The 25,043-nt window shown below is 68.2% G+C and carries 19 protein-coding genes, 1 tRNA gene and 1 pseudogene; 7 read left to right on the plus strand and 14 right to left on the minus strand.

From position 1 onward, the window contains the following. Positions 1-105: 105 nt before the first annotated feature. The 3 genes from BN1263_RS01750 (at position 106) to BN1263_RS01760 (ending at position 2,935) form a co-directional block, all read left to right on the plus strand. Positions 106-177 (plus strand) — tRNA-Gln (locus BN1263_RS01750). A 356-nt stretch (positions 178-533) separates the two neighbouring features. Then, positions 534-1,658, plus strand: a complete 1,125-nt coding sequence (locus BN1263_RS01755) for a slipin family protein (RefSeq protein WP_058979123.1) — start codon at positions 534-536, stop codon at positions 1,656-1,658. Positions 1,659-1,714: 56 nt separating this feature from the next. Beyond that, positions 1,715-2,935, plus strand: coding sequence for an RtcB family protein (locus BN1263_RS01760; protein ID WP_019661691.1), 1,221 nt, complete (start codon positions 1,715-1,717; stop codon positions 2,933-2,935). A 109-nt stretch (positions 2,936-3,044) separates the two neighbouring features. On the opposite strand, the gene BN1263_RS01765 is transcribed toward BN1263_RS01760, so the two are convergent. Together BN1263_RS01765 and BN1263_RS01770 are read right to left on the minus strand one after the other, a co-directional pair. Continuing rightward, on the minus strand, positions 3,045-3,950 hold the full coding sequence (locus BN1263_RS01765; protein ID WP_058979125.1) for an NAD(P)/FAD-dependent oxidoreductase: 906 nt from the start codon (positions 3,948-3,950) through the stop codon (positions 3,045-3,047). Further along, positions 3,940-4,395, minus strand: coding sequence for an Rrf2 family transcriptional regulator (locus BN1263_RS01770; RefSeq protein WP_058979127.1), 456 nt, complete (start codon positions 4,393-4,395; stop codon positions 3,940-3,942). Before BN1263_RS01770 ends, BN1263_RS01765 begins: the two co-directional genes overlap by 11 nt. Positions 4,396-4,577: 182 nt before the next feature. Here BN1263_RS01770 and BN1263_RS01775 point away from each other — a divergent pair, with 182 nt between their 5' ends. Then, positions 4,578-6,698 (plus strand): methyl-accepting chemotaxis protein, encoded by a 2,121-nt coding sequence (locus BN1263_RS01775; protein WP_058979129.1) that lies wholly within the window; start codon positions 4,578-4,580, stop codon positions 6,696-6,698. Between the two features lie 245 nt (positions 6,699-6,943). Continuing rightward, on the plus strand, positions 6,944-7,753 hold the full coding sequence (dkgB, locus tag BN1263_RS01780; protein WP_058979131.1) for a 2,5-didehydrogluconate reductase DkgB: 810 nt from the start codon (positions 6,944-6,946) through the stop codon (positions 7,751-7,753). A gap of 73 nt (positions 7,754-7,826) precedes the next feature. Here the strand turns inward: dkgB and BN1263_RS01785 are convergent, their stop codons facing one another. Next, positions 7,827-8,528, minus strand: a complete 702-nt coding sequence (locus BN1263_RS01785; protein WP_058979133.1) for an alpha/beta fold hydrolase — start codon at positions 8,526-8,528, stop codon at positions 7,827-7,829. Positions 8,529-8,664: 136 nt separating this feature from the next. Between BN1263_RS01785 and BN1263_RS20985 the strand changes: the two are divergent. Next, positions 8,665-8,861, plus strand: a pseudogene (locus BN1263_RS20985) (heavy metal-binding domain-containing protein); the annotation flags it as partial. Between the two features lie 73 nt (positions 8,862-8,934). Here BN1263_RS20985 and BN1263_RS01795 read toward each other — a convergent pair. Next, entirely contained in the window at positions 8,935-11,655 is a 2,721-nt protein-coding gene (locus BN1263_RS01795; RefSeq protein WP_058979135.1) for a bifunctional acetate--CoA ligase family protein/GNAT family N-acetyltransferase, read from the minus strand. Positions 11,656-11,740: 85 nt separating this feature from the next. Continuing rightward, the gene (mgtE, locus tag BN1263_RS01800; RefSeq protein ID WP_058979137.1) at positions 11,741-13,111 is read right to left on the minus strand and encodes a magnesium transporter; all 1,371 of its coding nucleotides are present in this window, start codon (positions 13,109-13,111) and stop codon (positions 11,741-11,743) included. Positions 13,112-13,456: 345 nt separating this feature from the next. Between mgtE and BN1263_RS01805 the strand changes: the two genes are divergently transcribed. Continuing rightward, the gene (locus tag BN1263_RS01805; RefSeq protein WP_058979139.1) at positions 13,457-15,235 is read left to right on the plus strand and encodes a monovalent cation:proton antiporter-2 (CPA2) family protein; all 1,779 of its coding nucleotides are present in this window, start codon (positions 13,457-13,459) and stop codon (positions 15,233-15,235) included. A gap of 134 nt (positions 15,236-15,369) precedes the next feature. Here the strand turns inward: BN1263_RS01805 and BN1263_RS01810 are convergent, their stop codons facing one another. From BN1263_RS01810 to BN1263_RS01850, 9 genes are all read right to left on the minus strand, one after another. Continuing rightward, positions 15,370-18,708, minus strand: coding sequence for an ankyrin repeat domain-containing protein (locus tag BN1263_RS01810; RefSeq protein ID WP_058979141.1), 3,339 nt, complete (start codon positions 18,706-18,708; stop codon positions 15,370-15,372). Beyond that, on the minus strand, positions 18,701-18,961 hold the full coding sequence (locus tag BN1263_RS01815) for a YcgL domain-containing protein (protein ID WP_014648833.1): 261 nt from the start codon (positions 18,959-18,961) through the stop codon (positions 18,701-18,703). The genes BN1263_RS01810 and BN1263_RS01815 overlap by 8 nt, the downstream gene beginning before the upstream one ends. 160 nt (positions 18,962-19,121) lie before the next feature. After that, a complete protein-coding gene (locus tag BN1263_RS01820) occupies positions 19,122-19,562 on the minus strand; it encodes a hypothetical protein (RefSeq protein WP_005420284.1) in 441 nt (146 codons plus the stop codon). Positions 19,563-19,623: 61 nt separating this feature from the next. Next, positions 19,624-20,862 carry a beta-ketoacyl-ACP synthase gene (locus BN1263_RS01825; protein WP_058979144.1) on the minus strand — a complete coding sequence of 413 codons (1,239 nt, stop codon included), beginning with the start codon at positions 20,860-20,862 and terminating at the stop codon, positions 19,624-19,626. Beyond that, positions 20,862-21,593, minus strand: coding sequence for a 3-ketoacyl-ACP reductase FabG2 (locus tag BN1263_RS01830; RefSeq protein WP_058979146.1), 732 nt, complete (start codon positions 21,591-21,593; stop codon positions 20,862-20,864). The genes BN1263_RS01825 and BN1263_RS01830 overlap by 1 nt, the downstream gene beginning before the upstream one ends. Further along, positions 21,590-22,045: a hotdog family protein gene (locus BN1263_RS01835; protein ID WP_058979148.1), complete on the minus strand. Its 456-nt coding sequence runs from the start codon at positions 22,043-22,045 to the stop codon at positions 21,590-21,592. Before BN1263_RS01835 ends, BN1263_RS01830 begins: the two co-directional genes overlap by 4 nt. After that, positions 22,042-23,226, minus strand: coding sequence for a beta-ketoacyl-[acyl-carrier-protein] synthase family protein (locus tag BN1263_RS01840; protein ID WP_058979150.1), 1,185 nt, complete (start codon positions 23,224-23,226; stop codon positions 22,042-22,044). Before BN1263_RS01840 ends, BN1263_RS01835 begins: the two co-directional genes overlap by 4 nt. Beyond that, positions 23,223-23,780 (minus strand): ApeN family LolB-like membrane protein, encoded by a 558-nt coding sequence (gene apeN / locus BN1263_RS01845; RefSeq protein WP_058979152.1) that lies wholly within the window; start codon positions 23,778-23,780, stop codon positions 23,223-23,225. Before apeN ends, BN1263_RS01840 begins: the two co-directional genes overlap by 4 nt. Next, a complete protein-coding gene (locus tag BN1263_RS01850) occupies positions 23,768-25,018 on the minus strand; it encodes an NAD(P)/FAD-dependent oxidoreductase (RefSeq protein WP_019661707.1) in 1,251 nt (416 codons plus the stop codon). The genes apeN and BN1263_RS01850 overlap by 13 nt, the downstream gene beginning before the upstream one ends. Positions 25,019-25,043 lie beyond the last annotated feature (25 nt).

A 25,043-nucleotide genomic window follows, 5' to 3' on the forward strand; every position in this document is an offset into this window, starting at 1 on the left:
GCCGTGGCGTATGCCGGAGGTCGCGGACACGCCATCGCCTGGATCGCCTGCTGGAAGCAGGCGCCGGTTCGCCGGTACGCGGTTCGATTCCGCGCGGTCCCCAACTGGATAGCTCAGCTTGGTTAGAGCAACGGATCCTGATTCCGTCTGTCGTGGGTTCGACTCCCACTCCAACCACATGACCTGTCACGTCATGACCTGAAGCAACACCCGGGGCGCAAGCCCCAGCGGCCATCGTCGCCATCCACCGTCTTCGCCCTCGGGCGGGAACGTGGAAGGCAACGGACCACACGCCGGGCCCCGGCCCGCCGCCACTGCCAGCCTCGTTCCGCACCGGCGCTGCCTGCCGGGGACGACGACGGCAGCACTGCCGGCGCACCGAAGGCTCCGCGCGCGGACCGTCCACCGATGGCCGCCCTCTTCCGCTGCCTGCACCTGGTGTGCAGGCGGCTCGCCACGACCTGATCGACCCGGGTCATGGCGATTCATTCGCAACGGGTCGAATCACCAGAGCCATACAAGGAGAGACTCCCATGTTCTGGACCATCAAGGTCGTGATCGGCGACGGCGAGCGCGGCCTGGTGTATCGCAACCGTCGCTTCCAGCAGATCCTGCTGCCGGGCGTGCACCGCCTGTCGCGGTTCGGCGGCCGCCCGCAGGTGGACGTCCACACCGCATCGAAGGGTGCGGCCTACACCGGCAGCGACCAGGACAGCCTGATCGACGCGCTGGGCGCGCAGCTGGGCACGCACTTCGTGCTGGCCAATGTCGGCGCCAGCGAGGTCGGCCTGTTGCTGCGCAACGGCCGCATCGATGAAGTCCTGCCGCCGGGCAGCCGCCGTCTGTACTGGCGCGGTTCGGTCGATACCCAGGTGCAGGTAATGGCGTTGGGTGACGAGCCGCGCATTCCGGCCGACGTGCAGCAGCGGCTGGGTCAATTGGGCGTGCTGCCGCGTGTGGCGGTGATCAGCACCGTGCCGAGCGAGTCGGTGGGCCTGCTGTTCATCGATGGCACGCTGCGGCAGACGCTGGACGCCGGCCTGCACGCGTTCTGGAACTTCAACGGCAACGTGTCGGTGGAGCGCGTGGAACTGCGTGCACGTTCGCTGGACGTGTCCGGCCAGGAACTGCTCAGCCGCGACAAGGTCACCCTGCGGGTGAACCTGGCCGCGACCGTGCAGGTGGTCGACCCGGTGCGTGCACACCGCACGCTGAGCAATGCCGATGAGTTCATCTATCGGCAGCTGCAGTTCGGCCTGCGCCAGGCGATTGCCGTGCGCAGCCTGGATGAGCTGCTGGGTGACAAGGCGGCGCTGGACGGCGAGATTGCCGCCCATGTGCAGGCCGCGATCGCGGGCCACGGCGTACGGCTGCTTGGCGTGGGCATCAAGGACGTGATCCTGCCGGGCGAGATGAAGGAGATCCTCAACGGCGTGGTGCTGGCCGAGAAGCAGGCCCAGGCCAGCGTGATCCGTCGCCGCGAGGAGGCCAACGCCACGCGATCACAGCTCAACACCGCAAAGCTGATCGAGGACAACCCGGTGCTGATGCGCTTGAAGGAGCTGGAGGCACTGGAGAAGGTCACCGAGAAGATCGACACGCTCACCGTGTTCGGCGGCCTGGATGGCGTGCTGAAGCAGCTGGTGACGATCAGGTAGGGGGTAGCGGCGGCGCAGGGACGCGCCGCCGGCCCATCAAGGACATACACGAAGACATGGACACTCAACACAACTATCAATGGCTGCACGTCGAGGGCACCACGCCGATCAAGGGCTGGGTCAACGGTGTGCCGCTGGAAGCGCAGGCGCATGAGCAGCTGCGCAACATCGCCGCGATCCCGTTCGTCGGGCCGTGGGTGGCCGTGATGCCGGACGTGCACCTGGGCAAGGGCGCGACCGTCGGCTCGGTGATCCCGACCCGCGGTGCGATCATCCCGGCCGCGGTCGGCGTTGACATCGGCTGCGGCATGGCGGCGGTGCGCACCACGCTGCGCGCCAACGACCTGCCCGACGACCTGCGGCAGCTGCGCAACAGCATCGAGCGCAGCATTCCGGTCGGCAACGGGCGCGGCGGCGAGCATCACCGCATGCCCGACAGCATCCACACGCGGCTGGTGCAGTCCGGGCTGGCCGACGGCCTGGAGAAGATCAAGGACAAGCACCGCAGGATCCGCACCGATAAGCTGGACCGCCAGCTGGGTACGCTGGGCGGCGGCAACCACTTCATCGAACTGTGCCTGGACGAGACGGATACGGTGTGGGTGATGCTGCACAGCGGCTCGCGCGGCACCGGCAACCTGATCGGTACCTACTTCATCGAGAAGGCGCGCGAGGAACTGGCCCGGCGCGTGCTGGGCTTCCACCTGCCGGACAAGGACCTGGCGTTCTTCATGGAAGGCGAGCCGCTGTTCGATGACTACGTCGAAGCCGTGTCGTGGGCGCAGGACTACGCCCGGCAGAACCGCGAGGCGATGATGTCGCGCGTGCTGGCCGAGATGCGCCACCGGCTGCCGAAGTTCCAGCTGGCGGCAATGGCGGTGAACTGCCACCACAACTATGTACAGAAGGAAACGCACCACGGGCAGGAGCTGCTGGTGACCCGGAAGGGGGCCGTCAGCGCTCGCGAGGGGGAGCTGGGCATCATTCCCGGCAGCATGGGCACGCGCAGCTACATCGTGCGTGGCAAAGGCAACGCGGACAGCTTCCACAGCTGCAGCCACGGTGCCGGCCGGGTGATGAGCCGTGGCGCCGCGCGCCAGCAGATCACGCTGGCCCAGCATCGCGAGGCCACCGCGCACGTGGAATGCCGCAAGGACAGCGGCGTGCTGGACGAGTCACCGGCCGCGTACAAGTCGATCGACGATGTGATGGCCGCGCAGCTGGACCTGGTCGACGTGGTGCACACCCTGCGCCAGGTGTTGTGCGTGAAGGGGTAACGGAGCGGTGCCGGCCAAGGCCGGCACCCACCGCACCCGATTGCAGTAGATCCACGCCATGCGTGGATGGAACAGCGCCGACCAAGGTCGGCCTCTACCTGTGCAACGTTCAGCGCGCGATGCTGTCTTCGGCCACCAGCGCGTGGTGCACGCCGATGCCCGCGCGCACGCCTTCGGCCATGGCCAGGGTGATGTTGCCGACCGTCGTCGCATCGCCTGCGGCATACACGTTCGGCACCGAGGTCTGCTTCATCGCATCGACCTCGATCAGCACGCCCAGCGGGCTCTCGACCAACGTGCAGCCCAGCTGCTGCACCAATGGCGTGGCCATCGCCTGGGTGGCCGGCACGAACAACGCACGCTGGGCGATTCGGCGGCCGTCGGCCAGCTCCACTTCCAGCCAGGTCGGCTGGTCGCCCTGCACGCCCAGCACGGGTGACGTCTCGATCTGCACGCCGCGCTGCTGCATGGCGGCGCGTTCCTCATCCGTGATGTCCAGTCCCATGCTGAAGAACGTGACATTGCCCCAGTCGGCGAACAGCGGCGCCTTGCTGGCGGACATCGGATGACCGCCAAGCAGGCCAATGGCACCACCACCCACTTCATAGCCATGGCAGTACGGGCAATGCAGCACGGTGCTGCCCCAGCGCTCGGCCAGGCCCGGCAACGCCGGCAACTGGTCGGCAATACCGCTGGCCAGCAGCAGCTTGCGCGCGGCCAGGACCTGGCCATCGGCGGTACGCACTTCCACGCCTTCGGCGCGGGCGGTGGCCTGCACGGCTTCGGCATGCACCCAACGCACTGTGGGGTAGTCCAGCAGCTGCTGTCGCGCGGTCTTCAGCAGCTCGGCGCCGCTGATGCCATCCAGCCCCAGCACGCCGTGCGAATGGCCGGCGAAACGGTTGCGCGGTGAACCGGCATCGATGACGGTGACCGGGCGACGGGCGCGGGCGAGGATCAGGCCGGCGGCAATGCCGGCATAGCTGCCGCCGACGATGAGCACATCAGGATTCATGGTGACCTTCCAGGGAACGGTGATGGGCGAGATGGCGGGCGAAGTCGGCGCCAAGCTGGTCCAGCGTGGTCGCCTGCAGCCGCGCTTCGAGCAGGCGCTGCGCTTCGCGCGCCCCATCGAGCAAGGCGCTGTTGACCAGCCGCTGGATCGGGCAGCCACCGCCGGAGTCGCGTGCGCTGACCTGGACCAGCGGTGGTGCGCCCACCGCCAGGTAGATGTCATGCAGGGTGATCGCCGCGGCGTCGCGTGCCAGCAGGCTGCCGCCGCCGTGGCCGCGGGTGCTGCGCACCAGGCCGGCCTTGTGCAGCTGTGCCAGCAGGCGACGGATCACCACCGGATGGGTCGGCAGGCAGGACGCCAGTTGCTCGGACGTACGCGGGGCGGCATGGCCGACCAGGTGCGCCATCACATGCAGGGCGTCGGACAGTGGATTTGCGGATTTCATGTAACAACGATAGTTACATTTAAATTCTCTGTCGAGGGTCTTCTTTCGTTCCATATGGACACATTTGTCCTATGAAACATCCCCTTCACATCACTAAACGAAACGGTAATGTGATGAGCGTCGCACTTCAGACGCGTGGGGACAGGTCGATACCGCATTGCCCCTTCCCGAGAGTCCCTTCCATGAAAGCGTCTGTCCGTGCTCCGCGCCTGCAGTCCAAGCTGCTCGGCGCGGTTTCCGTTGGTCTGGCCGTGGTCCTGCTCTGCGCATTGGCGGGCCTGGCCTCCGCCTGGTTGAAGCTGTCCACCGAGGTTCCACCCGAAGTCGCGCACAGCCGCGACGCCGAACGCCTGCAGCGCGAGTTCCGCGGCCAGGTGCAGGAATGGAAGAACGTGCTGTTGCGCGGCCACGACGACGCGCTGCGCCAGCGCCATCTGGACGCCTTTGACAGCGAGGGCCGCCTGGTCGAGCAGCTGGCCAGGGGCCTCGTAGCCAGCCCGGACATACGCACGCGCGAACTGGCACAGTCCTTCATGGGCCTGCACACGCAGCTGCAGAAGGACTACCACGCCGCCCTGCAGGCGTTTGCGGAAGCCGGCTACGATCCCGCCGCCGGCGACAATCTGGTGCGTGGCAAGGACCGCCCGGTGGCGACCGCACTGGATGCGCTGAGCACGCATGCCACGCAGGTGGCCGAAGCAACCGTAGCGGCGCGGTCGCAGCAGGCCCGGCAGACCCTGCTGCTGTGCGCGGCGCTGACCGTGCTGGCCGCCGTGTTGCTGCTGATGGGCCTGGCCTGGTGGCTGCGGCGCGCGGTGGTGCAGCCGGTGCTGGCGGTGGAAGCCGCTGCGCGTGCCGTGGCCGCCGGTGATCTGCAGCACGCGGTGCAGGTGCGCAGCCGCGACGAGATCGGTCGCCTCGCGCAGGCGATGCAGGCGGTGCAGTCCACGCTGCGCGGCGTACTGGACGCACAGGCGACGATGGCGCAGGCGCATGACGCCGGCACCATCAGCCATCGCATGGATGCCAGTGCGTTCCCGGGCGCGTTCGGCACCATGGTGGCCGACTGCAACACGCTGGTTGACGCGCACATCCAGGTGAAGATGCGCGCGATCTCGATCATGGGCCGCTATGCCGTCGGTGACCTCAGCCAGGACATGGAACGCCTGCCCGGCGAAAAGGCCGTGATCACCAACGCATTGGATACGGCCAAGGCCAATCTCGGCATGATCAACGGCGAGATCCGCCGCCTGGCCGAAGCCGCCGCCGCCGGTGACTTCAGCCAGCGCGGCGACAGCGCACGCTTCGAGCATGATTTCCGCGCAATGGTCGACGGCTTGAACCGATTGATGCAGACCACTGAACTGAACCTAGGCGAGGTCTCCAGCATGCTGCGCGCGATTGCCGATGGCCGCCTCGGCGCGCGCATGCACGGTGATTTCCAGGGCGTGTTCGCGCGTATCGCCGGCGACGCCAACACCACCGCTACGCAGCTGGCAACCATCGTCACCGACATCAAGCACGCCTCCGGCAACATCCACACGGCGGCGGCGGAGATCGCCGCCGGCAACAACGATCTGTCGCGCCGTACCGAACAGCAGGCCGCCAACCTGGAAGAGACGGCGGCATCGATGGAGGAACTGACCTCCACCGTGCGCCAGAACGCCGAGCATGCGCGCCAGGCCAACCAGCTGGCGATCGGCGCGCACACCGTTGCCTCTCACGGCGGCAGCGTGGTCGGCCAGGTGGTGACGACGATGGGCGCGATCGAAACCTCGTCGCGGCAGATCGCCGAGATCATCAGCGTGATCGACGGCATCGCCTTCCAGACCAACATCCTGGCGCTGAACGCCGCGGTGGAAGCGGCACGCGCCGGCGAGCAGGGCCGCGGCTTCGCGGTGGTTGCCAGCGAAGTGCGCACCCTGGCACAGCGTTCGGCGGCAGCCGCGAAGGAGATCAAGGCGTTGATCGAAGCGTCGGTGGAACAGGTCGGCCACGGTGCACGGCGCGTGCGCGAGGCCGGTGACACCATGGCCGAGATCGTGGCGTCGGTGCAGCGCGTCACTGACATCATGGCCGAGATCTCCGCCGCCTCGCAGGAGCAGAGCGCGGGCATCGAACAGGTCAGCCAGACCGTGATCCAGATGGACGGCACCACCCAGCAGAATGCCGCGTTGGTGGAGGAAGCCAGCGCCGCCGCACGCAGCCTGGAACAGCAGGCGAACCGGTTGATCGACGCGGTGGATGTGTTCGACCTGTCGACCACCGCCGCAGCGAAGGACGCGCTGATGCGCGCGGCCTGATTGATCCGGTTGCCGGCCGGCGGCCGGCACTACCGTGGAGCGCAGACAGGGGGAGCGCCGGCCGCTGGCCGGCAGCTCCCAACGCTGCATGGGTGGCGGCATGAACAGTGCGGACCAACGGTCCGCACCCACCACCACCTGCCGTCGTACACGTCGATGCAATGCACCGTTGCCGGCATGCACACGGCCGCTGGCCTACCCTTTCGTGGATATTCCCGCCTCCCTCCCCCTCTGCTGGAGCCCCCATGACTGTCCCCGCCTTCGGTCTCGGTACCTTCCGCCTGAAAGACCAGACCGTGATCGACTCGGTGCGCAACGCGCTGGATGTCGGCTACCGCGCCATCGATACCGCGCAGATCTACGGCAATGAAGCCGAAGTCGGCCAGGCCATCGCCGATTCCGGCGTGCCGCGCGAAGAGATCTACCTGACCACCAAGGTCTGGATCACCGCGTTCAAGCGCGAAGCGCTGCTGGCCAGCCTGCGTACCAGTCTGGAAAAGCTGCGTACCGATCATGTGGACCTGACGCTGATCCACTGGCCGTCGCCGAACGACAAGGTCGACGTGCCGATGGAGGAGTACCTGCCGGCGCTGGCCGAGGCCAAGGCACAGGGCCTGACGAAGGCGATCGGCATCTCCAACTTCACCATCGCCCAGACCCGCAAGGCCATCGAGATCCTTGGCGCCGATGCCATCGCCACCAACCAGATCGAGATCCATCCCTACCTGCAGAACCGCCTGCTGGTGAAGTTCCTGCAGGACAACGGCATCCACGTCACCGCCTACATGAGCCTGGCCTATGGCGAGGTGATCAAGGACCCGGTGATCCAGGCCATTGCCGGCCGCCACCAGGCCACTCCGGCGCAGATCGCGCTGGCCTGGGCGCTGCAGCAGGGCTTCTCGGTGATCCCGTCGTCGACCAAGCGCGAGAACCTGGCCAGCAACCTGGAAGCGGCAGCGATCCGCCTGACCGACGAAGACATGGCGCAGATCGCCAAGCTGGATCGTGGCCATCGCCTGGCGAATCCGGAAGGGATTGCGCCGGCCTGGGATTGAAGAGCGGCCGCCGGGCATGGCCCGGCGCTACCGGATACGCGTGGGTAGCGCCGGGCCATGCCCGGCGGATCCATCAGGCCTGCAACAACCACCCGCGCATTGCCGCACTGACCTCATCCGGCTTTTCCATCGGTGCCAGGTGCCCGCAGTCCGGCACCACCACCAGCTGCGAGTGCGGCACCAGGGCGTGCATTTCCTCGCTGACCGCGAGTGGCGTAATGCGGTCGTTGGCGCCACATACGATCAACAGCGGATCGCGGTAACCCGCCAGCACGTCATGGCCGTCACGGCGTTCCAGCGCACTCTGGCGCAGGAATACGTCCGCGCCCAGGCGGGCGGTCATGTCACGCACACGTTGCACCAGCACGTAATCATCCAGCCGCGAGGCATCGATGTAGCTGCGCATCAGCACGTCGCCGAAGCCATGGAACTTGCCGGGCAGGCGTACGCTGGCGCGTTGGCTGCGGCGCTGTTCGGCACGTTCCGGTGAATCGGCGTGGATCGAGGTATCGACCAGCGCCAGCTGCAGCACACGCTCGGGCGCGATGCGCACGATCTGCTGGGCGACGAAGCCACCCAGCGAGAAACCGGCCAGGGCGAAGCGCTCCGGCGCCTGTGCCAGCACGTCCTCGGCCACCGCCTGCAGGGTCTCGCCACGGGTCTGGTCGCCCACGGTGCAGTCGGCGACGTCGGCCAGGTCGGCCAGCTGCGCGCGCCACAGCTCGGCATCGTTGAGCAGGCCGGGCAGCAGCAGCAGAGGAATACGGTCGGTCATGGGGGTATTGTCGCGCCAGCACGGTGACGGAACCATGCCGCAACAGGGGGCGGATTGTAGCGTCGAGCCACGTTCGACGGCTGCATAGCCAGTGGCGCATGGCTCGACGCTACAGAAGACAGCGGCGGAGCCGCTCTTTGGCGACACCATCACCATCTACACCGCGCTGTGCGAACAGGCCGCGAGTAAACCTGGCGCAGCAGAGACAAGCAAGCACGGCAGCTGGCTGCCAACCCGATCATCGGCATGCGCTACGACGCCATCTATGTGATGACCGGGCTGACCGTGCGGCTGTGCTATGGCACGGCGGTGGCGGTGGAACCGCAGCGGTGATCTTGTAGAGCCGAGCCCATGCTCGGCTCAGGCGTGCCCGTGAGATGCAAGGCAGCCGAGCGTGGGCTCGGCTCTACAATGGGGTTTCGGGCACCTCGACCTGCTGCACCGGCAGGGTCACCATCATCACCGTCGGGTCATCCGGGTCCAGCTTCGTCTTGAAGCCCAGGCTCTGGCACATCGCCAGCATGGTGCTGTTCTCGCGCAGCACCTGGCCTTCGACCACGTCCAGGCCCAGCCACTTGGCGTACTCGATCATGATCGCCATCAGCCGCCAGCCGATGCCATGGCCCTTCAGGTCCGAGCGGATCAGGATGCCGTACTCACCGCGGTGGTAATCCGCATCGGCGTGCAGGCGCACCGCGCCAAGCATTTCGCCACTGCGCGGTTCGATCGCCACCAGTGCGATCGAGCGTGCGTAGTCGAGCTGGGTCAGGCGCGCGATGAACTCGTGGCTGAAGTGCTTCACCGACTGGAAAAAGCGCAGGCGCAGGTCCTCGTCGCTGACGCGGGCGAAGAACGCACGGAACAGCGCGTCGTCCTCCGGCCGCACCGGGCGCACGAAGGCACGGCCGCCATCGGACAGTTCGATGGTGCGCTCCCACTCCTTCGGGTACGGGAACACCGAGAAGCGCGGATGGCCACGGCCCTTGTGCAGGATGCGCGACGGCGCCACCGCCACGCGTGCGTCGAGGGCGAGGATGCCCTTGCCGTCGACCAGCAACGGATTGATGTCCAGCGTACGCACTTCGGGGATGTCGGCGGCCAGCTGTGCCAGCTTGACCAGCGCCAATGCCAGTGCGCGCTCGTCGGCGGCAGGCACATCGCCATAGGCCTTGAGGATGCGCGAGGCGCGGGTCTGGCCGATCAGCTCGTGGGCCAGGCGCAGGTCCAGCGGCGGCAGCGCCAACGCCTTGTCATTGATGACTTCAACCGCGGTACCGCCACGGCCGACCACGATCACCGGGCCGAACGTCGCGTCATCGGCAATACCGACGATCAACTCGCGCGCCTTCGGGCGAACGATGGTCGGCTGCACCAGCAGGCCATCGATGCGCGCATCCGGCCGCAGCTGGCGTGCACGCGACAGGATCGCGTTGGCCGCGCTCTGCACCGCCGGCAGCGTGGACAGGTTCAGGCGCACGCCGTCCACTTCCGACTTGTGCGGAATGTCCGGCGACAGGATCTTCAGCGCCACGCTGGCGCCACGCTCCAGCAACGGCTGCGCCAGGTCCATTGCCTCGTGCGCATCGCGCGCGTGCATCACCGGCGCGGAGGGAATGCCGTAGGCCTTGAGCAGTTCGTGGGTGGCCAACGGGTCCAGCCATTGCTGGCCTTTGGCCAATGCCGCATCGACCAGCGCGCGTGCGGCCGCCGCGTCGACACTGAAGTCCTGCGGCAGGCTGGGCGGTGTTTCCATCAGCGCGTTCTGCGCTTCGCGGTAACGCACCAGATGCTGGAAGCCGCGCACCGCTTCGGCCTCGGTCGGATAGGTCGGCACCCGTGCCGCGTTGAGCGTGGCGGTGGCCTGGTCATCGTTGCCCAGCCACACCGCGAATACCGGCTTGTCGCGGTGATGGCGCGGGCGCAGTCCGAGCGTGCGGGTAAGCGCCTGTGCGGCGTCTGCGGATGAAGTGAATGCGGTCGGCACGTTGACCACCATCACCGCATCATTCTCGTTGTCGGCCAGCAACGCTTCGATGGCCGCGGCATAGCGGTCACCATCGGCGTCGACCACGATGTCGACCGGATTGCTGCGCGACCAGCCCTGTGGCAATACTGCATCGAGCTTCTGCACCGTGCTGTCGGACAGGGTGGCCAGCGTGCCACGCAGCGCGATGAGTTGGTCCACGGCAAGGCGACCGACGCCGCCACCATTGCTGAGAATGGCCAGGCGGCGGCCAGGGAAGGTGCCCAGCCGCCCCAGTGATTCGGCGGCGGTGAACAGCTCGTCCAGCGCACCGACGCGCAGCAGGCCGGCGCGGTTGAAGGCGGCACCGTACACATCATCGGCACTGGCCAGGGCCTGCACATGGGTATCGCGGCTGCCGGGCTGCACGCGCTCGGCGCGCCCCGACTTCACCACCACCACCGGCTTGGCGCGGGCGGCGGCACGCGCAGCCGACATGAACTTGCGCGCGTCCTTGATCTGCTCAACGTAGAGCAGGATGGCGCGGGTACGGTAGTCGGTGGCGAAGTAGTCGAGCAGGTCACCGAAGTCGACGTCCAGCGTGTCGCCCAGCGAGACCACGGCGGAGAACCCGACCGAGCGCGCCACGCCCCATTCCACCAGCGCGGCGGCAATGGCCGAGGATTCGGAGATCAACGCAAGATCACCGGCCTGCGGGAAGTGCGCGGCGATGCTGGCATTGAGCCGTGCGTGCGGTGCAATCACACCCAGGCAGTGTGGGCCGAGGATGCGCAGGCCATGCTTGCGCGCCACCGCCTCCACCTGCGCCGACAGCGAGCCCGGGCCTTCACCCAGGTGCGCGGTGAGGATGATTGCCGCCTGCACGCCGCGTTCGGCAGCGGTGCGCACTACCTGCGGCACGATCGACGCCGGCGCGGTGATCACCACCAGATCCGGCACCCAGTCCAGGTCCTTCAACCGTTTGACCGTGCGGATGCCATCGATCTCGGCATGCCGCGGGTTGATCCACGCCACCTTGCCGGGGAAACCGGTGCCGCGCAGGTTGCGCATCACCGCGCGGCCGGCCGAACGCTCGCGCGGGCTGCCGCCGATCACCGCGACCGACTGCGGACGGAACACGGACTGCAGGTGGTAGGTACTCATGCGCCTACGGTACCCAAAAAAGGGGACGGAGGGGATTAAGTCGCTTGTGGCACAAACGACTTAATCCCCTCCGTCCCCTTTTTTGTTACAGCAGCGTGCCGTGCAGGATCATCGCGGCGATGCTGAAATAGATCACCAGGCCGGTCACGTCCACCAGGGTGGCCACGAACGGGGCCGAGGCGCTGGCCGGGTCGAAACCGAGCCGCTTGAGGATGAAGGGCAGCATCGAGCCGGACAGCGAACCGAAGGTGACGATGCCGACCAGCGCGGCACCGATGGTGATCGCCAGCAGTATCCAGTGCTCGCCGTAGTCGTGCAGGCCGCCCAGCTGCCAGATCACGATGCGCACGATGGCCAGGCAGCCAAGAATGGCACCCAGCACCATGCCGGTCGGAATCTCGCGGATGGCCACCTTCCACCAGTCGCGCAGGCGCAGTTCGCGCAGCGCCAGGCTGCGGATCAGCAGCGAGGTCGCCTGCGAACCAGAATTGCCACCTGAGCTCATGATCAGCGGAATGAACAGGGTCAGCACCACCGCGCGCGCCAGTTCGTCCTCATAGTGCTGCATCGCGCTGGCGGTCAGCATCTCGCCCAGGAACAGCACGCTCAGCCAGCCGGCGCGCTTGCGCAGCATCTCCAGGAAGCCGATCTGCATGTAGGGCTTGTCCAGTGCCTCCATGCCGCCGAACTTGTGCGCGTCCTCGGTGGATTCCTCGATCAGCGCGTCGAGCACGTCGTCCACGGTGACGATGCCGAGCATCTGCTGCTGCGCATCGACCACCGGGATCGCCAGCAAGTCGTGGCGACGGATCAGCCGTGCCACTTCTTCCTGGTCCATCAGTGCGTCCACCGTCACCGGTGGATTGACCTGGGCCACGTCCAGGATCGACTCCTCCGGCAGGCCGGTGATCAGCCGGCGCATGGTCACCACCTGCTGCAGCTGCTGGCTGGACGGCTCCAGCACGTAGATCGCGTACACCGTTTCACGGGTGCGCTCGACCTGGCGGATGTGCTGCAGGGTCTGCGCCACGGTCCAGCTGGCGGGTACCGCCACGTACTCGGTGGTCATCAGCGCACCGGCGGTGTTCGGCGGGTAGCTCAGCAGCTTCTGGATGGCCTGGCGGGCGTCGGTGCCCAGCAGCGGGATCAACCGCGCGCGTTCTTCCTCATCCAGCTCATGGACGATGTCGGTGGCGCGGTCGTCGGCCATCAAGCCGAGCAGGGCGGCAGCGCGCGCCGGGGGCAGCGCAGCCACCAGCTCGCCACTGCGGTGCAGTTCCGGCGCTTCCAGCATTTTCACTGCACGCGGCAACGGAAGCGCAGCCAGCGTTTCCGCGGCGCGGTTCAGCTCCAGCGTGTTGAGGAATTCCACCGCATCGGCGGTGTTGAAGTTCGCCAGCGGCGCGGCCAGTGCGGCGGCATCGGCCACCGGGCGCAGCAATTGCTTTTGGTTCATCGGGTTTGCCTTGTGGGGGTGCGACCTCGCGCAACGCCAACGCAGGCAAACCGTCCCGATGTCAGGCGGTGGCCATCGCTGGCGTCGAACGAGGTCGACTTCTACTGTCGCTGGACATGGGTTGGGGACTCCGGGATGCGTGTGCCGACGGACGCGCCGCCAGCGGCGGGCAGTCTGGACCCGTGGACCATGCAGGTCAACCCGGTCCCGCCGCGGCAGCACCCTGCCCGCAGGTTGTTCTCGTGCATGCACAGGCCGGCGCGCATAATGGCGCGGTGGTGTTCGCCACGCTTTTCCCAACCCGAACGGACGCACAGCGGCTCCCCCCGATGACCAGGTATTCCCATGCATAGCGGTGGTCTGGAACTGGCCCTGGTGCTGCTGCTGGCGGCGGTCATCGCCGTGCCGGTGTTCAAGAAGTTCGGCTTCGGCGCGGTGCTGGGCTACCTGGCCGCCGGTGTGGTGCTGGGCCCGGACGGGCTGGGCTTCGTGCAGGACGCCGACCGCATCCTCGGTGCCGCCGAGATCGGGGTGGTGATGCTGCTGTTCGTGATCGGCCTGGAGCTGTCGCCAGCGCGCCTGAAGGTGATGCGGCGCTCGGTGTTCGGTGCCGGGGCGGCGCAGGTGGCGCTGTCCGGGCTGGTGCTCGGTGGCCTGCTGCTGCTCGACCATTTCCAGTGGAAGAGCGCGCTGGTGGTGGGCGTGGCGCTGGCGCTGTCGTCCACCGCGGTGGGCCTGCAGCTGCTGTCCGAGCACAAGGCGATCAACAGCGACCATGGGCGGCTCGGGTTCGCCATCCTGCTGTTCCAGGACCTGATCGCGATTCCGCTGCTGGCGGCCATCCCGCTGCTGGGCGGGGTGAAGAACGAGACCCTGCGCTGGGAAGACGCCGCCGTGGCCCTCGGTGCGCTGGCCGTGGTGATCCTGTGCGGGCGACCGGTGCTGCGCAAGGTGTTCAGCATCATCGCCCGCACCCGCAGCCCGGAAGTGTTCACCGCCACCGCACTGCTGGTGGTGCTGGGCACCGCCTGGTTCATGCAGGAAGCCGGCCTCAGCCCCAGCCTCGGCGCGTTCCTGGCCGGCGTGCTGCTGTCCGATTCGGAGTTCCGGCACGAACTTGAAGCGCAGATCGAGCCGTTCAAGGGCCTGCTGCTGGGCCTGTTCTTCATCGCGGTGGGCATGGGCATCGACCTGGACCGCATTGCCGCCGAACCGTGGCTGATCGCGGCTGGCGTCGGCATCCTGCTGGTGGTCAAGTTCAGCCTGCTGTACGCGATCGGCCGCATCGCCCGGCTCAGTCCGCGGCAGTCGCTGCTGCTGGGCAGCGTGTTGTGGCTGGGCGGCGAGTTCGCTTTCGTGGTGTTCAACGAAGCGCAGCGCGCGCACCTGCTCGGCAATGCCAACCACGACCGGCTGGTGGCGATCGTGGGCCTGTCGATGGCGATCACGCCGCTGCTGATGATCGCGCTGCTCAAGCTGCTCGGCCAGGAGAAGGCCGCACCGCGCGAGGCAGCCGAGGCCGATAAGGTGGCGCCGGACAACCGCCCCAAGGTGCTGATCGCCGGGATGGGCCGCTTCGGCCAGGTCATCGCACGCCTGCTGACGGCACAGAAGGTGCCGTTCGTGGCGCTGGAGGCGAACCCGGACACCGTGGCCGACCTGCGCCGTTTCGGCAACCAGCTGTACTACGGCGACCCGACCCGGCCGGAGATGCTGCGTGCGGCGGGCGGCGAGCACATCGATGTGTTCGTGATCACCGTGGACGACCCGGAGACCAACCTGCGCGCGGTGCGCATGGTGCGCCGGCTGTACCCGGACGCGAAGGTGCTGGCGCGTGCGCGCAACCGCCAGCATGCCTGGCGCCTGATGGACATGTCGGCCGAGCCGTTCCGCGAAGTGTTTGGCACCAGCCTGGAGATGAGCGGCCGCGTGCTGACCGCATTGGGCGTGGCACCGGACGTGGCCGAACGCCATGTGCAGCGCTTCCGCGAGCACGATGAGCAGCTGCTGCGCGACCAGTACCTGGTGTACGACGACGAGGCGGCGGTGATCCAGACCTCGCGCGATGCACGCAACGACCTGATGCATCTTTTCGAGGCCGACGCGGAAAGCGAAGGCAAGTAGGCGTGCCGACCAACGGTCGGCCCCCACCCGATCAATGGCGGACCCGGTAGTGCCGGCCGCTGGCCGGCAATCCCGTCATCCCGGAGATGTCATGAGGTAGCCGGCCAGCGGCCGGCACTACCCTTTTCCAGCGATCAGCCGTTGTCGCGCAGGAACCGCGCCATCGACGAAACGCCCGGCACGCGCGGTTCGAACTCACCGGCCACGTCGATGAAGCCGCGCATCACGGCGATCTCGCGCGGGCTGCGGTTGAGGCTGTCGCGTGCTTCCGGATCCGCCCCCGCGCGCAGCAGGCGCTGCACCAGCAGCGGCAGGCCATGCAGCGCGGCCAAATGCAACGGGCCGAAGCCGCGCGGATCACGCACGTCCAAGCTCACGTCCTCATCCAGCAGGCGCTCTACCGCCGCCATCACCACCTGCTCGTCGCAGGCGGTACCCGGCTCGGCGCGAGCGCCCAGCAGCAGCAGCAGGGGCGTGACCGAACCGGCGGCGGCCTGGTCCGGCTCGGCGCCCGCCAACAGCAGGGTGTCGAGCAGGGCCAGCAGGCGCGAGCGGTCGCGGGCACTGAAACCGTACAGCGCGGCACAGTGCAGCGGGCCCAGCTGCTGCGCGTCACCGGCATGCACGTCGGCACCGGCAGTGAGCAGGCGCGCGACGATGTCCGGCAGACCCAGCGCCGAGGCCAGCATCAGCACGGTCACCCCACCCGGCAGGCGATGTTCCAGCTTGGCGCCGGCATCGAGCAGGGCCGAAACGATGTCCACCTGGCGCATGCTGACCGCCGCCGACAGCGGCGTCGCGCCACTGGCCGCGGCGTGCTGCGGATCGGCGCCGCGCGCCAGCAGCAGGTCGGTCACCGCCAGGTGGCCGCCACCGGCTGCACGCAGCAGTGCGGTGCAGCCCTGTGCGTCGACCGCATCGACGGCGAAACCCAGATCGATCAGGCGCCGCACCGCATCCACATCACCTGCCATTGCAGCAGCCGGCAGATCGGCCTCGCGCAGCGTGCGGCGCGGCAATGGCCACACCCGCCAGTCGAGCCAGTCGGCCAGATCACGGCGACCGATCGACAGCGCCACGCCCAACGGCGTCTGGCCGTCGGCGGCGCGCGCTTCCGGCGAGGCACCGTGCTGCACCAGCAGCTTCAGTGCGCCTTCGCGGGCCAACGCGGTGGCCAGGTGCAATGCGGTCATGCCGTGGCTGTCGCGCGCTTCACGATCGACACCGGCCTTGAGCAGGGCCTGCTGCAGGCGCAGCCAGCCCAGGCGCACCGCGAGCGACAGCGGCGGATCGCCGGCCGGCGAGGCGGCGAACGGATCGGCGCCACGTTCCAGCAGTTCCAGTGCCAGCTGTTCCAGGCCACGGGCGGCCTGGTCGTGTTGTGCACACGCTGCGAGGAAGCGTGCCAGGCCACCGCGTCCGGCCGGCGACAGGCCACGCTGCAGCATGACCTGCAGCGCCGGCACCGCGTCGATGCCACGCGACAACAGCGCGAACATCGGCGTGTCGGAACAGGCGTCACGCACGTAGGGATCGGCACCGTGGGCCAGCAGCCAATCGACCGCACGCGGCTCCAGCGCCAGCTCCGGATCGAGCAGCAGGCCACCCAGCTCTTCCGGCTGGCACAGCTTGGCCAGCGCGGCCATGCCTTCAGTGTTGCCGAAGCCCAGCGCTTCGCGCAGCAGGGTCAGCGGCGGGCGGTCCGGCAGCAGGCCACTTGCGCCGGCGGCTTCGCCACGCTCGGCCAGTCCATCGCTGACCGCAGCCGGCAAGGGATAGGACGGGTCCAGCAGAGCCACGATCGCCCAGCGGCCGGCTTCGGCGGCATAGTCCACCGCACGGCGGCCGACCGGATCGGTGGCATCGGCGGCGATGCCGAGTTCGACCAGGCGCTTGATCAGCAGCGGCGAGACATCCTCGGCCATCGCCGCCAGCTGCACCGCATTACGGCCTTCGCCGTCCACCGCGACCAGGTCCGGCTTGTGCGGCAGCAGATGCTCGATCACGGCGGCGCGACCGGCACGGGCCGCTTCCAGCCACGGCGTACGGCCCAGCGCATCGCGCGCTTCCAGATTGGCGCCGGCAGCCAGCAGCACGCCGATGATCTCGACGTGACCGGCCAGCGCCGCTTCATGCAGCGCGCTGCGACGCTGGCGATCACGCGCGTCAGCCCGCGCCTTGTGCTTGAGCAGCAGCTGCACGCCCGCCGGATCGTCGTCCTCGGTGGCGGCGGCGGCCAGCAGCACCGGGGTGCCATCGGCCGGTTCGCAGCGTGCACCGCGTTCGAGCAGGAAACGGGCCAGGCGCCAGTTGCCGACCTGGCAGGCCACGGCCAGCGGCGACCAGCCCTCGTTGTTCAACGCATCGACTTCGGCGGCGGCATCGCGCAGCAGCGCCGCCACACCCGGGTCGGAACTGCGCGCGGCATGGTGCAGCGGCGTGTTGCCATCGCTGTCGGTGGCACGCGAGTCGGCACCGTTGGCGAGCAGGGTCATCACCGCCTCGGGGCGGCCATGCCAGCTGTCACGGGTGGCGGCCAGTAGCGGGGTCATGCCCCGGTGCGGTGCGTTCACATCGACGCCGCGGGCGATCAGCTCGCGCAGCAGGCGCAGGTCCGGCAGCACCGCTGCCAGCACCGCCAGGCTGCGCTGGTCGCGCCAGTTCGGGTCCGGCAGCGCATACGGATCGGCACCGGCCTGCAGCAGTTGCAGGCCCCGGTCGATGCGGCCATGGCGGGCGGCTTCATACAGCGCCGGGGTCAGCTCCTGCGGCGCCATCGCCTCCAGCGGCGTGGTTTCGACCGCAGCGGAGAACATCGGTTCGCGCTCGTCGCTGGCCGTAGCCAGCGGGCCTGCGCGCAGCGACACCAGCGGTGCCGGCGCCACCCGCTGCAGCAGCAGGTGCAGCACGGGAGACAGCAGCACCACCGCCAGCGCGGCGGGCCAGTGTGCGCTTTCCGGCAGCAGCCCCGGCCAGGCCGGCAGCACCACCAGCGCGGCCAGCGCGATCACCAGCGCGGCCACACCGAGGCCGCGCCAGGCGCCCAGGTCACGCCCAGCCAGCGCCTGCCAGTGCTGGGCCAGGCTGCCGTCGAGGCGTTCGACATCGTTCCACAACGGCCAGGTGCGCCAGGCGGCGAGCAGGCCGGCACTGACCAGCACGCTCAGGCCCAGCACCGCCGCAAGGCTGCCGCTGTCGCGCAGCGCCGCCAGCGGCCAGGCCAGCAACAGCGCCAGCAGCAGCGGCGCGGCCGTCCACAACGCCAGCAGCGCCGGCAGGTCCTGGCGAGAGACCACCTTCAGCGGCAGCAGCGCGCGGCTGCGACGCCACCATGAGATCGCCAGCGCGAACGCTGGCTGCGCCAGTGCGGCCAGGACGGCACCCGGGAAGCCACCCACGGCGGCGCCCAGCGCCAGCACCGCGCCCGCGGCGAAGGCAATTGACACAAGGCGCGGACGGGAGGCGTCAGTCATAGTGGCGCGGCATCAGGCTGGCCACCGACGGCGGCACCTGCAGGTAGAACCCGCGCTCGCTCATTTCGCTGCGGACCTTTTCCGGGTCAGCCTGCGCCAGGCGGCGCTGGGCATCCAGGGCCACCTCCAGGACGAAGGCGAGCGTCCCCAGCGAGGTGAGCAGCGGCGCGGGCAGCGCGCTGAAATCATCGCGACGGGGAACGTAGACGTAGGTGTCCGGCTTGAGTTGGCTTTTATAGACGTAGGCGTGCATGTCCGCGGGACGATAACCCGGGAAGAGCCATGATTGTGTCGGAAAGCCGACACCGGGGAAAGCCGTCAGCCGACGTCGGCGGCGTGATCGACGGCGTTTCCCCGGCGAGGTTCAGCAATGTGGCGGCGTCGTTCAGCCACGGCTGCCACCACACGGGCGCTTACTTGACCTTGGCGTAGGTGCCCTTCAGCGCGACACCCGCGAGGATGGCACCGGCGTAGCACTCGTAGTTGGTGCTGCTCTTGAACTCGTTCTTCTTGTAATAGCTGACGATGTCGACCACGGCGTTGGCGCCGCGCGACTTGGCACCGTCCTGCAGCGCGCGCAGTGCCGACAACGCAACCCAGCGGCAGGCCTCGGCATCGCTCTTGTTGGCGGCGTTGGTCTTCTTGTTGGTCACGTCTTCGCCCAGGCGCTGCTGCACGCTGACCGGCTGGCCGGCCAGATAGAAGCGCACGCTGCCGTCGATGCCAGCGTCCTTGGCGGCCTGCGAATTGACCAGTTCCTGCAGGGACTGTTCGACACGCGTGTCGCGGGCAGAGGCGGTGGAGGTCAGGGCCAGCAGCGCAGTGGCAGTGGCGATCATGAGAGTGCGGCGCATCGAAACTTCTCCTTGTCAGGGGTGCGGGTGGGTAGCGGAAACAGTGCGGTGGGACGGTGGTTCACTCGCGCCAGCGGCGGAACACCAGCGAGGTGTTGATGCCGCCGAAGGCGAAGTTGTTGCTCATCACGTACTCGGCCTGCAGTTCGCGGCCCTGCCCGGTGATGAAGTCGAGCTGGCCACAGCGCGGATCGACCTCGGCCAGGTTCAGGGTCGGCGCGAACCAGCCGGTGCGCATCATCTCGATGCTCAGCCAGGCCTCGAACGCGCCACAGGCACCCAGCATGTGGCCGACGTAGCTCTTCAGCGAGCTGATCGGCACGCGGCTGCCGAACACCTGTGCGGTGGCCTGGGTCTCGGCGATGTCGCCGTGGTCGGTGGCGGTGCCATGGGCGTTGACGTAGTCGATCTGCGCCGTGTCCAGGCCGGCATCTTCCAGCGCCAGGCGCATCGCCTGGGCCATGGTGTCGGCGCTGGGCTGGGTGACGTGCTGGCCATCGCTGTTGGTGCCGTAGCCGACCACCTCGGCCAGGATGGTGGCGCCACGCGCCTGCGCGTGTTCCAGGTCTTCCAGGATCAGCGTGCAGGCGCCCTCGCCCAGCACCAGGCCATCGCGGCCGGCATCGAATGGGCGTGGCGTGGTCTGCGGCGCGTCGTTGCGCACGCTGGTGGCGAACAGCGTATCGAACACCGCCGCAGCGGTGGCATCGAGCTGCTCGGCACCGCCGGCCACCATCACCGTCTGCTTGCCGCTGCGGATGGCTTCATAGGCCGCGCCCACACCCTGGCTGCCCGAGGTGCAGGCGCTGGACGTGGTGTACACGCGCCCGGACAGGCCGAAGAACACGCCGATGTTGACCGGCGCGGTGTGGCTCATCATCTTCAGGTAGGTGGTGGCACTGATGCCATCGGTGGTGAACTCGTTGAGCATGCGTCCGAATTCACCGGTGGCCTCATGGCTGCCCGACGAGGAACCATAGGCCACGCCGGTACGGCCGCTGCGCAGCACCGGGTGCTCGTGCAGGCCTGCCTCGCGCAGCGCCACCTCGGTGGCGCGCACCGACATGATCGCGACCTTGCCCATCGAGCGGGTGGTCTTGCGGTTGTAGTTGGGCGGCAGCGCGAAATCCTGCGCCGGCGCCGCCAGCTTGGTGTTCAGCCCGGCATACACATCCCACTCGGGCATCGCACGCACCGCATTGCGGCAGCTGCGCAGGTGTGCCTCGATGGTCGGCCAATCGTGGCCGAGCGGACTGATGGCGGCGGCACCGGTGACCACCACGCGACGATTGGCGGCCATCAGAGCATGCCTCCGTTCACCGAGATCACCTGGCGGGTGATGTAGCCGGCCGGCTCGGACAGCAGGAACGCCCCCGTCGCCGCCACTTCGTCGGGACGGCCGACGCGGCCGGCGGGAATCAGCTTGAGCGCGTGTTCAACCACTTCATCGTTGAGCATTTCGGTTTCGATCAGGCCCGGAGCCACGCAGTTGACGGTGATCTGGCGGCTGGCCAGTTCCAGCGCCAGCGCCTTGGTGGCACCGATGATGCCGGCCTTGGCAGCACTGTAGTTGACCTGGCCGCGGTTGCCGGCCAACCCGGATACCGACGACAGGGTGACGATGCGGCCCGGCCTGCGCCGCCGTACCATCGGCATGATCAGCGGATGCAGCACGTTGTAGAAGCCATCCAGGTTGGTGTGGATGACCTGGTCCCAATCGTCCTCCGACAGCGCCGGGAAGGCGCCGTCACGGGCGATGCCGGCATTGCAGACCACGCCGTAATACGCGCCATGTGCCTCGACATCGGCTTCCAGCGCGGCCCTCGCGGCCTCGCGGTCGGCCACGTCGAACACCAGCACGCGGGCCTGCTGGCCCAGTGCCTGGATCTCAGCCTCCACGGCCTGTGCCTCTTCCAGGCGGCTGCGGCAATGCACCACCACGTCGAAGCCATCGCGCGCGATGCGCAGCGCAATGGCCCGGCCGATGCCCCGGCTGGCGCCGGTCACCAGCACGCTTCGATTCCCTGTCATGCCTGTCCACTCTCCAGATAGGCCATCGCGTCGGCCGGTTCGTACACCGACACGTTGGCTGTCGCCCATTCGTCCTCACCTGCCTGGATGCGGCAGGCGAACATCCCCAATCCATTGTCACCCAACAGCTCGCAGCGCGCCTGTACGCGCAGTCGCGAACCGCTGGGGAAGCTGCTGCGCGCGCTGCTGTAGCGGCGGCTGCCGAGCAGGAAGCCCAGCTGCGGCGGCTTGCCGGCCGCACGCGCGCGGCAGCCGGCCCAGGCCGCAATGGCCTGCGCCATGTATTCGATGCCGACCCACGCCGGCACTTCGCCGTTCTCCACGAACAGGCCGGCCTCGGGCACCACCAGTTCGGCCTCGAGGGTGTCCTGGTCCCAATGCGTGATGCGCTGCAGCAGGCACATGTCCTGGCGGTGCGGCACCACCTCTTCGATTGCATACAGCGTGTTCATCGACGCTCCAGTGCCAGCACGGCGTTGCTGCCGCCGAAAGCGAACGAATTGCTCAGCACCCGTCGCGGCGGCTGCGCCAGGCGGGTGGCCGGTGCGACCAGCGGCAACACCGGCAGCGCTGGGTCGGCCACGCCGTCCCACCAGTGCGGCGGCAGCTGCTGCTGCGGGTTCTCGGCCAGCACGATCCAGCACAGCGCCGCCTCGATGGCGCCCGAGGCACCCAGCGTGTGGCCGGTCAACGGCTTGGTCGAACTGGCCGGCACGTGGCTGCCCAGTACCTGCGACACGGCCAGGCTTTCCATCGCATCGTTGTGGCCGGTAGCTGTCCCATGCAGGTTCACATAGTCCACTTCGCCGGCGGCCCAGCCAGCACGCTGCAGCGCCTGCTGCAGGGCGTCGATGGCGCCCAGGCCCTGCGGGTCAGGCGCGGACATGTGGTGGGCATCGGCCGACTCGCCCCACCCCGCCAGGCATACCGGGCCGGGTTCGCGGGTGAGCAGGAACAGCGCGGCACCCTCGCCGATGTTGATACCGGTACGATGCTGCGAGAACGGATTGCAGCGTTGGGCCGAGACCGATTCCAGCGCGCTGAAGCCAGCCACGGTGAAGCGGCACAGGGAGTCCGCGCCGCCTGCGATCACGGCGTCGACGATGCCGGCGCGCAGCATGCGCGCGGCCGACATCAATGCCTTGGCGCTGGACGAACACGCCGTGGACAGGGTCCACGCCGGTCCCAGCGCGCCACTGCGCTGGCGCACGAACTGCGCGGCGGTACCCATTTCCTGCTGGGCGTAATCGAACCCTGGCGGCCACTGGCCCTGCTCGGCATGGGTGCGCAAGGCCTGCTCGGATTCACCGATGCCCGAGGTGCTGGTGCCCAACACCACCGCTACGCGCTCGGCGCCATGGCGGGCAATGGCTGCGCTCACCGCCGGAGCGATCTGCGCCAGTGCCATGTCCAGCAGGGCGTTGTTGCGCCCACGCAGGGCCACCGGCAGGTCTTCCAGCGCCGGCAGCGGCGTGCGTACTTCTCCCAGCGCCAGGGTGCGCCCCGGCATCAGGCTGCCGTTGGTGCTGAGCCCGCCCGGTACATCGGCGAACAGCGCCGACGCCACTGTGGCACGGTCCTCGCCAAGCGCGCAGACCATGCCCAGGTCGTTCAGGTAGATCGGTGCACTCATCGGTCCTGCCCGGCCATGTCGATTGATTCGATGCGCAGCGCATAGCCTTCGGCGCGGTTGTCCAGCTGCATGCTGCCATCGTACAGGCGCTGCAGGCGCAGCCACACGGTGCCATCACGCGACAGGCTGCGCTGATGACCATCATCACTGACCTGCCAGCCCGCCGGCAGCGCTGCGGCGATGGCCGCGGTCGGCCACAGCGCGAACTGCAGGTCATCCAGCACACGCTCGGCACGCACCTGCGGCGGCAACCATGGCGCACGCTGCTGGGTCAGCTGCTGGCCGTCCCATTGCAGGCGCACGCCGGTCTGGCCCATCGCCTGCACGGCCAGCTGCACCTGCTGGGCGTCGGCTTCCAGCAGCGCGTCGAGATCGCGCTCATGCGTGCCGAAGCGGAAATGCAGCTGCTGCTGCAGCGCCAGCGGCGCCGGCAGGCTGGCCGGCGACAGGCGCAGCGGCGGCAGTTCCACCTGTGGCTTGGGCATGCGCCCGGCACAGGCGGCCAGCAGCAGGCACAGCAGCAGGGCCGCAGTACGGAAGATCAGGCGCTGCACAGTTCCTCCAGCACGCGCATGCGACGGCCGCTTTCGTCGGCCACATACGGGTTGTTGGTGTCCCAGGCGTAGCCGGCCAGGATGGAGCTGATCATGTCGCGCACTTCGGGCTGCTGCTGCGGGTGGTAGATGATCTTCTGGAAGCCGCCTTCGTACCAGCTTTCGACGAAGCGGCGGAAGGTCTTCACGCCGGCGCGCAGCGGGATCGAGAATTCAGCTTCCCAGTCGACGGTTTCACCGGCATAGCGGCGCGCCAGGCATTCGCTGGCCAGCTGCGCGGACTTGAAGGCAATGGTCACACCGGACGAGAACACCGGGTCGAGGAACTCGCCGGCGTTGCCCAGCAGGGCATAGCCGGGCCCCCACAGCGAGCTGACGTTGGCCGAGTAGCCGGTGATGCGGCGCACCGGCAGCACCGCCCATTCGGCGTTGGCCAGTAGGCGGGTCAGGTTGGGGTCCTCGCCGACGATGGCCTGCAGCTTCTGCAGGTCGTCACCCTCGTAGCGCTCGAAGAACGACGGCTCGGCGACCACGCCCAGCGAGCAGCAGCCGTTGGAGAACGGGATCGTCCAGTACCAGACGTCGATGTGCTCGGGGTGGGTGGTGATCAGGATCTTGTTGCGATCGAAGTCCGCTTCGGCCGGAATGTTGTCGCGCACGTGGCAGAAGATCGCGCCGCGCACCGGGAAGTTGGATGGCGATTCCAGCTGCAGCAGGCGCGGCAGCAGGCGCGCGAAGCCGGAGGCATCGAGGATGAAATCGGCCTCGATGCGGTATTCACTGCCGTCCGGGCGGCGCACCGTCACCGCCGGTTGCTCGCCCGGCTCGACAGCAAGCACTTCGTCGCCGAAGCGCAGCGTGGTGCCCATGCGCTCGGCACCGCGTGCCAGCACGTTGTCGAAGTCGGCGCGCTGCACCTGGTAGGTGGTGCCCCAACCCGGCGAGAACTTCTTCCTGAAGTCGAATGCAGTGCGCGCTTCGCCGTGCACGAAGGCGGCACCGTTCTTGTACTGGAAGCCCGCCTCGACCACATCCTGCAGCAGGCCGGCCGCCTCGATGTACTCCATGCTCTGCGGCAGCAGGCTTTCGCCGATGGAGAAGCGTGGAAACTGCTGGCGTTCCAGCATCAGCACCTGGCGGCCCTGCTGGCGCAGCATCGCCGCAGCCACCGAACCGGCCGGGCCCGCGCCGATGATCAGGATTTCAGTACGTTCGACAGCATCCACAGCAGTGTTCATCGGTGCGTCCTTGTTGCTCGATCAA

This window comes from Stenotrophomonas thermophila (assembly GCF_001499715.1).
GTDB classification, from domain to species: Bacteria; Pseudomonadota; Gammaproteobacteria; order Xanthomonadales; family Xanthomonadaceae; genus Stenotrophomonas; species Stenotrophomonas hibiscicola.